Genomic DNA, 15,498 nt, shown 5'->3' on the forward strand with positions numbered 1-15,498 from the left:
TTGGGGGATTTGTCGGCAGTTTTTTTATATAATGAAAATAGAACAATACAGAGGTGATTTGGATGTTGTCTAAAAATAATCAAATGAATCGCGATCAACTAGAAATGATTACACTTGAACAGTTGGTGCCGGAAGATCACTTAGTCCGTAAAATTGAACAAGCTCTCGATTTTTCTTTCATCTATCCATTAGTAGAGAAAGTCTATTCCGCAGATCGAGGTCGTCCAAGTATTGATCCGGTCATATTGATTAAAATGACCTTCATCCAATACCTTTTCGGTATTCGATCCATGAGAAGAACCATTGAAGAGATTGAAACCAACTTAGCCTACCGTTGGTTTTTGGGTTTTGGTTTTCATGACAAGGTGCCCCACTTCTCAACATTCGGTAAAAACTATGAACGGCGCTTTAAGGATACAGATCTGTTTGAGCAGATATTTTACCGCATCTTAAAAGAGGCGATTGATAAGAAACTGGTCAATGGAGAACAGGTATTTATTGATTCAACTCACGTAAAGGCTAGTGCTAATAAACGAAAGTATCAGAAAAAAAATCGTACGAAAAGAAACGAAATCATATGAGGAAAGGCTCCAAAACGAACTCAATCTAGACCGCGAAGAAAACGGAAAAGCCTTTTCCCCAGATAAATTTGAACCGGAAGAGAAAGAGATTAAAGAAAGTACGACGGATCCGGAAAGTGGCTATTACGTAAAAGATGAAAGAACAAAACAGTTCGCTTACTCATTTCACGCAGCCTCTGACGAAAAAGGATTTGTTCTGGGGACAATCGTTACGCCTGGTAACGTGCACGACAGTGCAATATTCGAGCCTCTACTTGATCAAGTAACTGAGCTTCACAAGAAACCTGCTGCTGTTGCTGCCGATGCTGCTTACAAGAACCCTGCTCTTGCTCACTATTTGAACGAAAAGAAATTCGTCCGGTTTTTCCTTATACACGGCCAAAAACAAAAGATGGATTTTTCAAGAAAAGTGATTATGTGTACGACGAACATTTTGATTGTTACATATGCCCGCACGATCAAGTGCTTCCTTACAGAACTACTACGAAAAAAGGATACAGACAATACTCTTCCGATCCGAAGGTTTGTGAAAATTGCCCATTCCTAAGCCAATGTACGGAGAGCCAAAATCATCAGAAATTGATTGAAAGGCATCTCTGGCAAGAATACTTAGATGAAGCTGAACACCTTCGTCATACAGAAGAGAACAAAACAATTTATGCAAAACGTAAAGAAACGATAGAGCGTGTCTTTGCAGATGCAAAAGAAAAGCATGGTATGCGTTGGACAACGTTGAGAGGACTCAAAAAATTGTCCATGCAGGCGATGCTTACTTTTGCTGCCATGAACTTGAAAAAGTTGGCATCCTGGACATGGAAGCCAGCGAAAGCGGTATAAAAATAGTCAACGAATAGGCCTACAAACATCAAATTAGCCCTAGAAATGACAAAAAGCATTCGGATAGAGTTCATCCGAATGCCTTTTGTCTACAATCTGAAAGGAAAGAGCCATAGCTCTTTCCTTTTTTTATTAAGATGCAATTGATTCTAAGTTTGGTTTCCTGTTATTTTTACGTTCAGGAAGAAACCCGAACAAAATGCTGAACAAAGGAGAAAGATATAAGAAGAACGCAAACGGAATGTACTGAATAACATCGACCCCAAGTGTCTGTGCAAAGAACGCTCCGCTGACTCCCCACGGGATTAATGGATTGACGAGAGTACCTCCATCCTCAAGTGATCTTGATAGGTATTTCTTTTCTATGTTCAGTTTTTCAAAAGCACTCTTGAAAGCTTGACCGGGAATAAAAATAGAAAGGTATTGCTCTCCTGTTACTAAGTTGACTCCGATTGACGAACAAACTGCAGCAAGGATCAGCTGACCTTTTACTTTGATTCGCTGAATTAAGCCGTTCAACAGTGTCTGTATCAGCTGAAGAGTGTCCATTAAACCGCCTAAAGCAAAAGCGATCATAATAAGAGAAATCGACCACATCATGGACTGAAGTCCTCCGCGATTCAGCATGTTTTGAACCACTTCATGTTCAATGCTGAACGAAGTGCCGTTTTGCAGCACATTTAAAAATTGGGCAAACGTAGCTTGATCTTGAAATAAGAGTCCGATTGCACCGGCAGTCCCGATTCCGGCTGCAAGAGCAGGAATGACAGGTATTCTTGTCATTGCAAGGACAATCACAAGCAGGGGAGACAGGAGCGTCCATGCACTGATCTGTACATGCTGCTGCATCACTGTCATGATTTCTTCAATATTAGCCAAAGTTGCCGCATTAATAGTTAAGGTTGTACCCATGTACCAAAAAAGAAAAGCTGTAATTAAAAAAGCAGGAATCGTTGTTTTGGACATATGCTGAATATGTGTAAAAATATTGACGGATGCAACGCCCGATGAAAAGTTTGTCGTATCGGACATTGGCGACATCTTATCCCCAAAGCAAGCTCCGCAAATCACAGCGCCCGCAGCCCACTCGACAGGAACACCTGCAGCAATGGCAACGCCCATAAGAGCGACTCCAACTGTACTCACAGTTGTGAAACTGCTTCCCACTAATGAAGAGATAATGGTGCAGCAAATGAGAGTCAAAATGAGCAACGAACCAGGATCAATCAGATTCAGTGCATAAATCATGACGGTTGGAATGGTACCGCTGAACATCCAAGCACCGATCAGGATACCGATTAATGCAAGGATAATTATGGGCTGAACGCCATTTTGTATTCCTTTTACTAAACCTGCTTCGATCTCTTTCCAGGAAAATTTATAAATGAAGGCAACTCCGCTTAATAAAACAATACACAGCATCAGCGGCAGGTGCGGTTCTGTTTTTAAGTAAAATAAACTGATAAATATAATGGCAATCATCGATAGAAAAACCATGACTGCAGTTCCAAATGGAACGGTTTTGGAATGATTCATAACTTGTAATTCCTTCCTTTTATACTTGAACGCTTTTGTGCTTTTGTGTATAAAAGTATTATATCAATCTATTAACTTATGTCAACTGGGGAAAAATAGGAAGAAAAACCTTGTGACGAAGATCAAAATCTCATTACTTTCCTAATCAGGTTTTTTACTTCCCGGAATAACACTTTTACTTGCCAGAACGGAATAAATACTTGCCAATCTGATAGAAATACTGTCTTTTTTCCATATCATAGGCTTAGCGAAGAATTAGAAATCTAAAAAAAAGAGGAGCAGGCTCTAACTGGCCTGCTCTTCTTTTTTGTATATATACAAGGTATCATCTTCACCATAGTGGAAATGTATGTTGTGGCCATTATTATTTAACACTGGAATTAGGGTGTTGTGATACTCTTCATCATGAACATCTCTAAAATGAAGCTTCAAAGCTTTATTCGTCATAGAAACTTTACCGCTCAGCATTTCAAGATGCTCTGCATCTTCAATTGAAGCACGGAGAAGATTTGGGTTAAGGATAAAGTATTCATGAATGTCATATAAAACAATATTTAAATTACTCATCAGCTGTCCTCCTGAATATGGATAATTTATTTATATCCAAAAGAGAATGGAGGCATACAGCTCTTCTATAAGTCAATTGCAAACGATTTTATTTTCTGAGGTCGTTGATCTCCTTTGAAACATCGGATAAACCTGAAAAAATAGTAATGAAGACAAAAAACGAATGCAGGAGAGCATTCGTTTGCTAAGTTATTTTGCGATCAGCACCGAAATAGCTGAGTTATGGGACACTTTATCGCTTACTCCGCCAAACAGCAATTTTTTGAGGCCGCCTGAATCTCTGCTGCCCATTACAATTAAATCAGCATTTTTTTCTTCTGCATAATTCAAAATCGCATCTGATGGAGAACCTGATAAGATTTCAATCTCTCCAATAGCCTGATTCTCATCCATTTTCATCCTGATTCTTGAAACCATTTGATCTGCGTTATCAAAATAATCATGCTGGGTGTGAGTTTGATCGAGCTGCTGTGACGGGTCAGGCGCGACCGGATAGTTTTGCAGATTGTCTGTCAAATAGCCATTGGCAGGTGCACTTGGAATAACAGGCTGAATTCCTCTGGTGCGCATCGCGTGTTCTTCTTGGAAAACGTGAACGACAGTCAGCCTGGATTCTAATTGTTTGCTCAAATCTATTCCTGTTCTTAAAGCTGCCTGACTTTCATCCTGTCCATCATAGGCTACCACTATATGTTTAAACGTGTTCATTTTATCAAATCCTCTCTAGAGAAAATGTGTTTATAGATAAATACCCTTTTTCTGAAAAAATAATCAATTAACATAAAGAAAACGAATTTATAAAGAATTTAGGACCGGACAGACACAATTTTTCCTAAATAGGCGTACACCTTTGATAATTAGGGTAATAAGTAGAAGAATTTATTTTCAAATTATAAAAGAATAGAATTGAACGCATTGATGTCTAGCTCCATTGCCCAACTGCTCGGCCAGATTAAATCCGCCAAAAAAATCAAACCCGGACTTTTCTGCCGGATTCTTATCTGACTGCGGGAGCTAAACGGGCACTTGCGCTTTTCTAATATCAGGGGGTTACTAATGGTCAAGTCACTATTTTCTACTAAGGGTGTATTTACAAAGCTGATTATTTTCGTACTGCTGGCAATCATCCTTGTGTTTATGGTACATAATGTAGTCATCGCATCACAGGATGTCAGCAAATTAGAAGAAAGAGCAAATGCACCAACTATTATTTATGATCAAAATGGCGAGATTGCAAGCAAAATTTCAACCTCTAAAAATGAGTGGGTAGATTATCAGGATGTACCGGAGCATTTCTACGAAGCTCTTCAAGCTACGGAAGATCAAAATTTCTACAGTCACGGCGGTATCGATTATATCGGCATTATGCGTGCTGCTTTTAAGAATGTGGCGGCTGGAGGCGTAGTTGAGGGAGGAAGCACACTCACTCAGCAGCTTGCCAAAAATACGCTGCTGACTCAGGATCAAACGTTTAAACGGAAGTTCGATGAGTATTTTATTGCAAAAAAGATTGAAGAAGAATATTCAAAGGAAGAAATTTTAGAACTCTATGTTAATAAAATCTATTTCGGAGAAGGAGCATGGGGGCTGAAAAGAGCAGCTAAAGTTTATTTTGGAAAAGAAGCAGCTGATCTCACAATAAATGAATCTGCTATTTTAGTAGGACTAATTAAAGCGCCGACGAACTATTCTCCTGTGAAAAATCTCGAAAAATCATTAGACCGCAGGGATGTTGTCCTAAGTTTAATGAAAAAAGAAAAGTTCATAACGGATGAACAAATGAATGAAGCGAAAAATGAAAAAGTCGTGCTCGAAAGAAAGGAACTTGATGAATATAAGGGACGTTATCCTTTCTATGTGGATCATGTCATTGAAGAAGCCATTAAAAAATATGGCCTGACTCAAAATGAAATTTTAGCAGGAGGCTTTGAAATTCATACAGAGCTGCGTCAGGATATGCAATCATCCATTGAAGAGGTTTATAAGGATGATGCTAATTTTCCTGATAGTCAGAGCGATCAGCTCGTTCAAAGCGGAGCAGTCCTCGTCAACCCTAAAACAGGAGGAGTACAGGCACTTGTTGGTGGAAGAGGAGAGCATTCATTCAGACAGTTTAACAGGGCAACTCAGCTGAAAAGGCAGCCTGGTTCGACGATGAAGCCAATTGCTGTTTATACACCTGCTTTAGAAAACGGGATGGACGTTTATTCGAAATTGAAAGACGAACCGCTTGATATCAACGGGTATTCCCCTAAAAACTTCGACGGCAGCTATCATGGCGAGGTTACTATGTATGAGGCTCTAGTTAAGTCGCACAACGTTCCGACTGTATGGGCGCTAAATGAAATAGGCGTACAAGCAGGCGTTGATGCCTCTAAACGCTTTGGCCTGCCGATTACCGAGAATGACAAGAACTTAAGTTTAGGTCTCGGGGGTCTTGATAAAGGCGTGTCTCCTCTGAATATGGCAGAAGCTTACACTGCTTTTCCAAACGAAGGAACCCGTGTTGAGGCTCATGCCATTACCAAAATTGTAGATGTTCAGGGAAATACGATTGCAGAATGGAAAAAGAAAGAAACAAACGTTACAACAAAGGAAGTAGCGCAAAAAATGACCCATATGATGCTTGGGGTAGTAAAAGAAGGAACAGGGAAAAAAGCACAGCTTGAAAATCATGAGCTGGCCGGAAAAACCGGCTCCACACAGCTTGGTATTGATGGAATAGATGGAGTAAAAGATCAATGGTTTGTCGGATATACTCCTAACGTTGTTGGAGCCATATGGCTTGGCTACGATCAAACAGATCAAAACAATTATCTGAACACATCAAGCAGTGCGACAGCTGCACCATTATTTAAAGTTATTATGGATGCGGCCCTTAAAAATGAAAAACCGGAGGATTTTAATCTTCCTCCTCTCAAGGAAACGGAAAGCAAGTCAAAGAAAAAGAAAACAGATCCTTCTAATGAAGAAATCAAAAAGATACAAGAAGAAAAAAGAAAACAAGAAGCCGATGAAAAAGCTAAACGAGATGAACAGGCAAGAATGGAAGAACAGGAACGCTTAAAACAGGAAGAAAAAGCAAAAGCCGATGCGGCTAAGCAAAAGGAAGAAGAGCAAAAACAAGAGCAAAAACGCAAAGAAGAACAAGCTAAAAAAGAAGAAGAACAGGCTAGAAAAGAAGAGGAAGAAGCTAAAAAAGAAGAAGAACGTAAAAAAGAAGAAGAGAAAAAACAAAACAAAGAAAAACCGGCAGAACCGGAACCGCCGGCAGAGCCCCCGGCAGATGGCGGCTCTGACACCGGAGATACATCAGGAAATTAAGAGGAAAGCTGAACGAGATCAATTCGTTCAGCTTTTTTACGGACTATTTCTCATTAACAGGTTAGGGTGATTAATTTTTTTCAAGTAGATAAATTTCGGAATTCGGCTGATAACTCTTCAAAACCGATTGATAAAAAATTGAATTTAGGGAGATGAATTAGAATGGGCAGTCTATGAAAATCATTTTAGCTTTGTCCAGTTTCTCAGTCAGGACGGAATCTTAGTAAATATAAAAAACACACCCTGCAATGCAGAGTGTGGATTAAAAAACTGAAATTAGTTATTGAAACATTGGTAAAATATAAGTAATTAAAAACCAGATAATACCGAAGAATATAACCAAATATGCTGCATATTTAATAAAAGTGGCTCCAAGAAGACTATTGTTCGTTTTATGCTCTTCTTTTCTCTCAACGTTTACTTGTTTATGTTCAGACATAAGGTTCCTCTCCCTTGTTTATCTTTATAGAATTACATTAAGCAGCCAGCCGATAACAACAATTGCTCCGATAACGATTAAAATAGTTCTGATCATAAGTCATAATCTCCTTTTCTCTGATGTCTGTAAGTAATTCATACTCCCTTATCTTTTGTAAGGGTTAACTGATTTTATACCTTTACTTTTTCAGCTGTGTTTAAAAAATTAGATGACAATCTTGATTCGGTTGAACAGATTATGTCCATTTCAGCCAAGATCTCGCTCGGATTATCCCCATCAATCAGCACTTTCATCTGATTAGATCCAGATGTCATCAGAAAGAAAGTAATCAAAGAAGGAAACTTTGAGACATCGACGATGCTTCGTTTTCCAGCTAAGAAGTACACCTTTCCTTTATAGTTTTTTGCGAGCTGATTCAATCTGATAATTTGATCCATTCTTAATTGATCCTGGGTACATAGGCTAGTGGAAACTAACTGGCTCATTGTTTTCCTCCTTCAATTTTCCTGAACTTTTGTTGTTTGTTACAGTTCTTTACCTTGTTTTCTGTTATTTGAAACATACAGAAGGTGAAAATAGTGATATGGACCTATTTGGTGCTCTTTTTATGGGGGTCGATTTCAGAAAAGCAGATGAAAAGATGCAGCTCAAAGAGGGTGGTTCATGCAATCCATCTTAATGCTCCTCAGCTTCCTGACTCATTTTCTTCACATAGTATCGATGTGTACTTTATTAGAGCTCTGCCGTTATGCAGAATGCATCTGAAATTATTGCCTATGGAACGGCTATATTTGTAGAAGATTAATCATAGAACATGAAGCAGAAAATAATGAAAAATCCCAATTGACAAAATAATGAAAAATATGGTAATCTATCTAAGGATAAAAAACAATAAATCGGTAAAAGGAGGGGTTTAACATGAAAAAGTTAAATGTGATTGCGCACGATCGTAACGTTATTTCTTGTGCAGCCCCGCCGTACCTTTATACCATTTAGAGAAATCAGTCTCTGAATATAAAAAGTAAAAGGCACAGGGGTATGCTGCATTGTATACTTCTGTGCCTTTTTATGTTTGATTGTAAAAAGGCAGACCCCGGCATGCGGAGGTTTGCCTTTTTTATATAACATTAAATCTTAAAGGAGGAAGAATTTATGTATGTAATGATGTTGAAACCAGAGAAAGTAGTGAAAAAGGGAGATCCAGACAGCGGTTAGCGAAAAAGGGATAGAGAGACAAAGGAGATGATGACATGTTTTCGGTGTTAGTGAAGTTAGGATGGTTTTTTAAAAAGTATTGGAAGCGGTATACAGCTGCAATCGTATTGCTTTTAGTTGTAAATGTTCTTGAAATTATTCCCCCTAAATTGCTTGGGAATGCAATAGATGATATTCAGGTTGGACGGTTTTCGAGTGAACTGCTCGTTCAATATATTGTATTGTTTCTTGGACTTGGTGTACTTGTTTATATTTTATCTTATTTCTGGATGTACAATTTATTTGGCGGGGCTCATTTGGCTGAAAGAATACTAAGATCAAAACTGATGGGGCAATTCTTAGTTATGACACCGCGCTTTTATGAGAAAAACAGAACGGGAGATTTAATGGCCCGTGCCACGAATGATTTGAAGGCTATTTCGACGACTGCCGGATTTGGTATTTTAACATTGGTTGACTCAAGCATGTTCATGCTGACGATTCTGATGACAATGGGAATTCTCATCAGCTGGCAGCTTACTTTTGCCGCGATTCTTCCACTGCCGATTATGGCGATTGCCATGGGAATCTACGGCAAGAAAATTCACGCCAGATTTATGGCAGCTCAGGACGCTTTTGGCGACATGAATGACCAGGTGCTTGAATCAGTGGCAGGCGTGCGGGTGATTCGTGCTTACGTTCAGGAAAAAGCAGATGTAAACCGATTTAACACGTTAACAGATGATGTTTTTCGGAAAAATGTAAGTGTAGCAAAAATTGACGCACTGTTTGAACCAACAATGAAATTGCTTGTCGGGATCAGCTATTTAATTGGACTCGGATATGGAGCTTACCTAGTCTTTCATAATGAAATCACCCTTGGTGAACTGGTGTCCTTTAACGTTTACCTGGGAATGATGATCTGGCCGATGTTTGCAATTGGAGAACTGATCAATATCATGCAGCGTGGAAACGCATCACTTGACCGGATCAGTGAAACATTATCTTATGAAGCGGATGTGAAAAATCATGAGCAGCCGCAGCATATAGATTCACCCAAAAAGATTGAGTTTAAAAATGTATCATTCCAATATCCTTCATCAGAAGTGGAGAACTTAAAAAATGTCAGCTTTACTGTAAATAAAGGGGACACAATCGGCATTGTCGGAAAAACCGGCAGCGGCAAGACGACAATCGTCAAACAGCTGCTCAGACAATATCCGGCTGGAAGCGGTCAGATTACAATGTCCGGAGTTCCGATTGAGAAAATCCCGCTTGAAACACTGCATCGTTTTATTGGCTATGTTCCTCAAGATCATGTGTTATTTTCAAGAACGGTAAGAGAGAATATTTTATTCGGAAAGAAAGATGGATCAGACGCAGAACTGAATAAAGCGATCGATCTCGCTTTTTTCAGAAAAGATCTTGAAATGCTGCCGGATGGTCTGAATACATTAGTAGGGGAAAAGGGTGTTGCGCTATCCGGAGGTCAAAAACAGCGGATCTCCATTGCACGTGCACTTTTGGTCAATCCGGAAATCCTGATGTTAGATGATTCCCTGTCAGCTGTTGATGCAAAAACAGAAACGGCCATCATTTCTAATATTAGAAATGAGCGTGCCGATAAGACAACATTCATTACGACACATCGTCTGTCTGCTGTAGAACACGCAGATTGGATACTTGTACTTGATGAAGGAAAAATCATTGAAGAAGGCAGGCACCAAACGCTGCTTGCGAATAACGGCTGGTACAAAGAGCAATATGAACGCCAGCAAATTGAAGCAGAAAACGAAGGCGGGGTAGGAGCATGAGTACAGGAAAAAGACTGATCCGCTATGCAGCCCTTTATAAAAGAACATTAATACTGGCCTTAATCATGCTTGCCGTTGCAGTCGGGGCTGAGCTTACAGGTCCATTTATCGCAAAAAAAATGATCGATGACCACATATTGGGCATTGAGAAAAAGTGGCATGAAACAGCAGAAGGAGAAAATGCTGTAAACTACAATGGATCCTGGTATAAACGTGAGGATTACTTTGAACCAGGTGAAGAAAAAGGCAAGGAAGTTCACATTCTGCAAGTGCAGCGTGATTATTATTTCATACCGGGTGAAATTCAGTTTGACGGAGTCAGAAGAGCGAATGGAAAATCGGTCATTATCGAACGTGGAACAGAATCTGTTTCTTATACAGGCAGCAGGCTCACATCTGAACAGCTGTTTACGTTCTATCAGCCAGAAATCAAAGGGCTCATTACTTTGATTGCCATTTATTTTGGTTTGCTTGTATTTGCCTCATTCTTTCACTATGGACAGCGCTATTTTCTGCAGATTACATCAAATCGCATTATTCAAAAAATGCGTCAGGATGTATTTGAACATATCCAGCGATTGCCGGTTGTTTATTTTGATAACCTTCCGGCCGGTAAGGTTGTTGCAAGAATCACAAACGATACGGAAGCAATTAGAGAACTGTTTGTAGCGGTGCTCTCAACATTCTTTACAAGTGCCATTTATATAACAGGCATTTTCATTGCATTATTCCTGCTTGATGTAAAACTTGCACTAATCTGTACGATTATCCTGCCAATCCTGGCCGTCTGGAGCATCGTATACCGAAAATACGCTTCAACCTACAATCATAAGATTCGTTCGCTTGTCAGCGATATTAACGGAACAATAAATGAATCGATTCAGGGTATGACGATTATTCAGGCTTTCCGCAGGCAGGAAGAAACGAAAGCGGAATTTGAAGAATTAAACACATCCCATTTTCACTTTCAAAATAAGCTGCTTGGTCTGAACTCCCTGCTGTCGCATAATATGGTAGGATTTATGCGGAACTGTGCGTTCGTGGCCCTCATCTGGTATTTCGGCGGAGCCTCTATAGGCGTAGGTTCAATGGTATCAATAGGAGTTCTTTATGCGTTTGTAGATTATTTAAACAGACTTTTTCAGCCAATCACAGGGATTGTGAATCAATTCGCCCAGCTTGAAACAGCACGTGTTGCTTCTGAAAGAGTGTTTAGCCTGCTTGATGAAAAAGGAACGGATGTCAGCGAGAAAGAAGAGCCGCGATATAAAGGAAATGTCGCGTTTGAAAATGTATGGTTCGGCTATAAAGAAGGCGAATATGTTTTGAAAAATATCGATTTTGAAGCGAAACAGGGTGAAACCGTAGCACTAGTCGGACACACAGGTTCCGGAAAAAGTTCGATTATGAATTTACTGTTCCGTTTTTATGATATTAAAGAGGGTAAGATCACAATCGACGGCGAAGATATTCTATCAATGCCGCGCCAAGCGGTTAGAGAACATATGGGAATTGTGCTTCAGGATCCATTTTTGTTCACTGGAACGATCGCTTCGAATGTAAGCCTTAATAATTCGGATATCACCAGAGAACAAGTGGAGAAAGCATTAAAAGATGTTGGCGCAGATCAATTGCTTAAGCATCTGCCGCTTGGATTCGATGAGCCTGTTATCGAAAAAGGCAGCACGCTCTCATCAGGACAGCGTCAGCTCATTTCATTTGCAAGAGCACTTGCTTATGATCCTGCTATCCTCATATTAGATGAAGCTACGGCAAGCATTGACACAGAGACAGAAGCTGTCATCCAAGATGCACTTGAAGTTCTGAAAAAAGGCAGAACAACGTTTATCATTGCTCATCGGCTTTCTACTATTAAGAATGCAGATCAAATTCTTGTCCTTGACCGGGGTGAAATAGCGGAGAAAGGCAATCACGATGAATTAATGAAGCTAAAAGGAAAGTACTATCAAATGTATGAACTTCAGCAGGGAAAACAGAATACCCTTGCAGGATAAAAAAAGCACGTTCCTGATTTTTTAGTCATGAACGTGTTTTTTTGTTTGCCCAGATGACGGTAAAACCTTAGTAAGCAAGTCCAGCGCGTTTACAGATAAAGGACTGTTCAGTGAGAACCTGATAAGTGAAATAACCTGTATCCTCAGCAGATATTTGCTTTCCGTCCTGGGGAAGATAATCTTCCTCAAATCTGAATTTCTTTGTTAATTTCCCATCCGGCAAATAGGTTGGACAGACGATTGTCCATTGGAGATTTGACGCTTTAAGTGTCAGGAAGGCATTTAAATGTTCGTTCGCTGCTCTTGTCATTGTCCGTTTTGACTCATTTGATTGAAATCTGTAAAGCTCAGGGTTGGACCGTGCCTGTAAAATACCAGCTGTACCAATCGTAATCACTCTGTTAATGTTTTCGTTTCTCATTGCCTGGACAATAAGCGGCACTGAGACTGTCAGGGTATTATCTCCATCCGTGCCGAGACAGCTGACAACAGCATTACAGCCTGAAACTGTATTTTCAATACATTGAAAGTCCCGTGCATTTCCGTTAATGATTTCAGCATTTTTATATATGTCCTCTATTTTTGCAGGATCTCTGACAAGCATTCTAACCTGGTGACCACCATTTATGGCCTGTTTTAAAAATGCTTTGCCAACTCTCCCTGTTCCGCCAAATAATGCGATTTTCATATCAAACTCTCCTGTCTTTTTCTTTCATTTTACTTCATTTACAGGAAAAGAGAAAAACATACTCTGTTCCAATCTGGTTACACTAAATTAATATAAAACAAATGAATTGACAGAAGGAAGTCTTGGAGGTAAGATTCTAACATACTTAAATAAAATCCGATAAGATTAGTGGGGGTTGGTTTACTATGAAAAGATTTTTTAGTCTATTTGCACTTTTATCAGTGTTTGTACTGATTTTGTCAGCTTGCGGAACAGGCGGGGATAATAAGAAAGAGGGGGATCAGGCAGGTTCTGGCAGTGATGCTGAACTGTTTGATAAAGTAAAAGAAGAAGGTGTCCTTGTCATTGGTACAGAAGGTACATATCCGCCTTTCACATTCCATGATGACAAAGATAAATTAACCGGTTTTGATGTAGAGATCGCACAAGAGGTTGCAAAGCGTCTTGGTGTGAAAGCTGAATTTAAAGAAACTCAGTGGGACGCTATGTTTGCCGGTCTTGATGCTAAACGCTTTGATATGATTGCCAACCAAGTCGGCATCAAACCTGAACGCGAGGAGAAATATGATTTCTCTGAACCATATATTTCATCGGCAGCTGTACTTGTCACGCATAAAGAAAACAAAGACATCCAATCATTTGAAGACTTAAAAGGGAAAAAAGCAGCTCAATCCTTAACAAGCAACTACGGGGAAATTGCCAAGGAAAACGGAGCTGAGCTTGTTGGGGTAGAAGGGTTTACACAAGCAATTGATCTCATTAATTCAAAACGTGCAGATGCAACGATTAATGACAAGCTTTCAGTACTCGATTTCAAGAATCAGCGCGGCAACGCTCCGATTCAAATTGTAGATGAGAGCGAAGATGCTGCACAAAGCGGATTAATGTTCCGTAAAGACAGCGGCAAGTTAGTGGAAGAAGTGAATAAAGCATTAGCTGAAATGAAAGAAGACGGCACATACAAAAAAATCTCCGAAAAATGGTTTGGCGAAGATGTATCTGAATAATATTTTTGCAGACCCTGAACGGTTAGAACGTTTGGCGGATATTGCACAAAGTTCCTTTCTCCCTTTGGTGAAGGGAGCTTTGTATTATACTCTTCCATTAACACTCATAACATTTGTCATTGGACTTATTTTAGCTATTCTTACTGCTTTGGCAAGAATCTCGACAATAAAGCCTCTTCAAATAATTGCAAGAATATATGTATCAATTATTAGAGGAACACCTTTGCTTGTTCAATTATTTATTATTTTCTATGGCCTTCCAAGTGTCGGAATCACAATCAGTCCGTTTATTTCTGCAGTTATAGGGTTTTCCCTGAATGTCGGAGCTTATGCATCTGAAATAATCAGGGCAGCAATATTGTCAACACCTAAAGGACAATGGGAAGCTGGATATTCAATTGGGATGAGTTATGCACAGACTTTAAAAAGAATTATTTTGCCTCAGGCTACACGCGTGTCTATACCGCCGCTGTCCAACACCTTTATCAGTTTAGTTAAGGATACGTCACTTGCATCATTAATTCTTGTATCAGAGATGTTCAGAAAAGCACAGGAAATAGCAGCAACGAATTATGAATTTCTTTTGATGTATTCTCTGGCTGGTTTTTTATATTGGATTATCTGTTTTATTCTATCTGTCATCCAGCAGCGCATTGAAGGGAAACTGGACCGTTATGTTGCAAGGTAATAAAGGAGCACTTATATGATTTCAATTAAAGGATTGCATAAAAGCTTTAATGAGCTAGAAGTTTTAAAAGGCATTGATTTAGAGATTGAAAAAGGAAAAGTTGTTGTTGTCATTGGTCCATCCGGATCAGGGAAAACAACATTCCTAAGATGCTTGAACGTACTTGAACTTCCGACAAAAGGAATCATTCAGCTGGATCAGCAAACACTCGATTTCAGCGGTAATATTGCTAAAAAAACAATTACGGAGTTTAGAAGCAATACAGGCATGGTATTTCAAAGCTATAATCTTTTTCCGCATAAAACAGCTCTTGAAAATGTGATTGAAGGACCAGTAATCGTTAAGAGAGAAAACAAAGGAACAGCCGTAAAAAAAGCAAGTGCCCTTCTTGAAAAAGTAGGTCTTGGGGATAAAAAGGATTTTTATCCTTTTCAGCTCTCAGGCGGACAGCAGCAGCGTGTGGGCATTGCAAGAGCTCTTGCAATGGAGCCTAAAGTGATGCTGTTTGATGAGCCTACCTCAGCCCTTGATCCAGAACTCATCGGAGACGTACTGAATGTCATGAAAGATTTAGCTGCAGAAGGAATGACCATGGTGGTAGTCACTCATGAAATGAGATTTGCAAAAGAAGTGGCTGATGAAGTGATCTTTATGGATAATGGAGTAATCGTAGAACGCGGTGCACCATCTGAAGTATTTGATCGGCCAAAAGAAGAACGGACAAAACGTTTTCTTAGAAAACTTGCAGAGTAGGCGCGAGCATAAGCAGCCTGCTCTTTTTTTTGTGGGAATTATGAATTTCCAGATG

Annotated in this window: 12 protein-coding genes and 1 pseudogene; 7 read left to right on the forward strand and 6 right to left on the reverse strand. The window is 39.6% G+C overall.

Features of this window, described 5'->3' with window-relative positions; all coding sequences use genetic code 11:
- Positions 1-62 precede the first annotated feature (62 nt).
- Positions 63-1,418 (forward strand): annotated as a pseudogene (locus tag LIT25_04395) (IS1182 family transposase).
- Between the two features lie 132 nt (positions 1,419-1,550).
- Here LIT25_04395 and nhaC read toward each other — a convergent pair.
- From nhaC to LIT25_04410, 3 genes are all read right to left on the reverse strand, one after another.
- The gene (nhaC, locus tag LIT25_04400; protein USK34608.1) at positions 1,551-2,954 is read right to left on the reverse strand and encodes a Na+/H+ antiporter NhaC; all 1,404 of its coding nucleotides are present in this window, start codon (positions 2,952-2,954) and stop codon (positions 1,551-1,553) included.
- Between the two features lie 285 nt (positions 2,955-3,239).
- Positions 3,240-3,521, reverse strand: coding sequence for a hypothetical protein (locus LIT25_04405; protein ID USK34609.1), 282 nt, complete (start codon positions 3,519-3,521; stop codon positions 3,240-3,242).
- A gap of 189 nt (positions 3,522-3,710) precedes the next feature.
- Positions 3,711-4,229, reverse strand: a complete 519-nt coding sequence (locus LIT25_04410) for a universal stress protein (protein ID USK34610.1) — start codon at positions 4,227-4,229, stop codon at positions 3,711-3,713.
- A 348-nt stretch (positions 4,230-4,577) separates the two neighbouring features.
- Here LIT25_04410 and LIT25_04415 point away from each other — a divergent pair, with 348 nt between their 5' ends.
- Positions 4,578-6,845 carry a PBP1A family penicillin-binding protein gene (locus tag LIT25_04415; protein USK34611.1) on the forward strand — a complete coding sequence of 756 codons (2,268 nt, stop codon included), beginning with the start codon at positions 4,578-4,580 and terminating at the stop codon, positions 6,843-6,845.
- Between the two features lie 280 nt (positions 6,846-7,125).
- Here the strand turns inward: LIT25_04415 and LIT25_04420 are convergent, their stop codons facing one another.
- Complete coding sequence (locus tag LIT25_04420) at positions 7,126-7,284, reverse strand: hypothetical protein (GenBank protein USK34612.1); 159 nt, start codon at positions 7,282-7,284, stop codon at positions 7,126-7,128.
- A 170-nt stretch (positions 7,285-7,454) separates the two neighbouring features.
- On the reverse strand, positions 7,455-7,769 hold the full coding sequence (locus LIT25_04425; GenBank protein USK34613.1) for a hypothetical protein: 315 nt from the start codon (positions 7,767-7,769) through the stop codon (positions 7,455-7,457).
- Between the two features lie 765 nt (positions 7,770-8,534).
- On the opposite strand from LIT25_04425, the gene LIT25_04430 reads away from it, so the two are divergent.
- Together LIT25_04430 and LIT25_04435 are read left to right on the forward strand one after the other, a co-directional pair.
- Positions 8,535-10,292, forward strand: coding sequence for an ATP-binding cassette domain-containing protein (locus LIT25_04430; GenBank protein USK34614.1), 1,758 nt, complete (start codon positions 8,535-8,537; stop codon positions 10,290-10,292).
- Positions 10,289-12,307 carry an ABC transporter ATP-binding protein/permease gene (locus tag LIT25_04435; GenBank protein USK34615.1) on the forward strand — a complete coding sequence of 673 codons (2,019 nt, stop codon included), beginning with the start codon at positions 10,289-10,291 and terminating at the stop codon, positions 12,305-12,307. The genes LIT25_04430 and LIT25_04435 overlap by 4 nt, the downstream gene beginning before the upstream one ends.
- 67 nt (positions 12,308-12,374) lie before the next feature.
- On the opposite strand, the gene LIT25_04440 is transcribed toward LIT25_04435, so the two are convergent.
- Entirely contained in the window at positions 12,375-12,995 is a 621-nt protein-coding gene (locus tag LIT25_04440; protein USK34616.1) for an NAD(P)H-binding protein, read from the reverse strand.
- Positions 12,996-13,180: 185 nt separating this feature from the next.
- On the opposite strand from LIT25_04440, the gene LIT25_04445 reads away from it, so the two are divergent.
- The 3 genes from LIT25_04445 to LIT25_04455 are packed head-to-tail and all read left to right on the forward strand — an operon-like array spanning position 13,181 to position 15,443.
- The gene (locus tag LIT25_04445; protein USK34617.1) at positions 13,181-14,002 is read left to right on the forward strand and encodes a transporter substrate-binding domain-containing protein; all 822 of its coding nucleotides are present in this window, start codon (positions 13,181-13,183) and stop codon (positions 14,000-14,002) included.
- Positions 13,989-14,690: an amino acid ABC transporter permease gene (locus LIT25_04450; protein ID USK34618.1), complete on the forward strand. Its 702-nt coding sequence runs from the start codon at positions 13,989-13,991 to the stop codon at positions 14,688-14,690. Before LIT25_04445 ends, LIT25_04450 begins: the two co-directional genes overlap by 14 nt.
- A 15-nt stretch (positions 14,691-14,705) precedes the next feature.
- The gene (locus LIT25_04455) at positions 14,706-15,443 is read left to right on the forward strand and encodes an amino acid ABC transporter ATP-binding protein (GenBank protein USK34619.1); all 738 of its coding nucleotides are present in this window, start codon (positions 14,706-14,708) and stop codon (positions 15,441-15,443) included.
- Positions 15,444-15,498: the final 55 nt, after the last annotated feature.

This window comes from Bacillus sp. F19 (assembly GCA_023823795.1).
Taxonomy (GTDB): Bacteria; Bacillota; Bacilli; order Bacillales; family Bacillaceae; genus Bacillus_P.

Excerpts from the sequence above, each read along its gene's own strand:
- nhaC (USK34608.1), bottom strand. The coding sequence starts at position 2,954 with ATGAATCATTCCAAAACCGTTCCATTTGGAACTGCAGTCATGGTTTTT.
- LIT25_04405 (USK34609.1), bottom strand. The coding sequence starts at position 3,521 with ATGAGTAATTTAAATATTGTTTTATATGACATTCATGAATACTTTATC.
- LIT25_04410 (USK34610.1), bottom strand. The coding sequence starts at position 4,229 with ATGAACACGTTTAAACATATAGTGGTAGCCTATGATGGACAGGATGAA.
- LIT25_04415 (USK34611.1), top strand. The coding sequence starts at position 4,578 with ATGGTCAAGTCACTATTTTCTACTAAGGGTGTATTTACAAAGCTGATT.
- LIT25_04420 (USK34612.1), bottom strand. The coding sequence starts at position 7,284 with ATGTCTGAACATAAACAAGTAAACGTTGAGAGAAAAGAAGAGCATAAA.
- LIT25_04425 (USK34613.1), bottom strand. The coding sequence starts at position 7,769 with ATGAGCCAGTTAGTTTCCACTAGCCTATGTACCCAGGATCAATTAAGA.
- LIT25_04430 (USK34614.1), top strand. The coding sequence starts at position 8,535 with ATGTTTTCGGTGTTAGTGAAGTTAGGATGGTTTTTTAAAAAGTATTGG.
- LIT25_04435 (USK34615.1), top strand. The coding sequence starts at position 10,289 with ATGAGTACAGGAAAAAGACTGATCCGCTATGCAGCCCTTTATAAAAGA.
- LIT25_04440 (USK34616.1), bottom strand. The coding sequence starts at position 12,995 with ATGAAAATCGCATTATTTGGCGGAACAGGGAGAGTTGGCAAAGCATTT.
- LIT25_04445 (USK34617.1), top strand. The coding sequence starts at position 13,181 with ATGAAAAGATTTTTTAGTCTATTTGCACTTTTATCAGTGTTTGTACTG.
- LIT25_04450 (USK34618.1), top strand. The coding sequence starts at position 13,989 with ATGTATCTGAATAATATTTTTGCAGACCCTGAACGGTTAGAACGTTTG.
- LIT25_04455 (USK34619.1), top strand. The coding sequence starts at position 14,706 with ATGATTTCAATTAAAGGATTGCATAAAAGCTTTAATGAGCTAGAAGTT.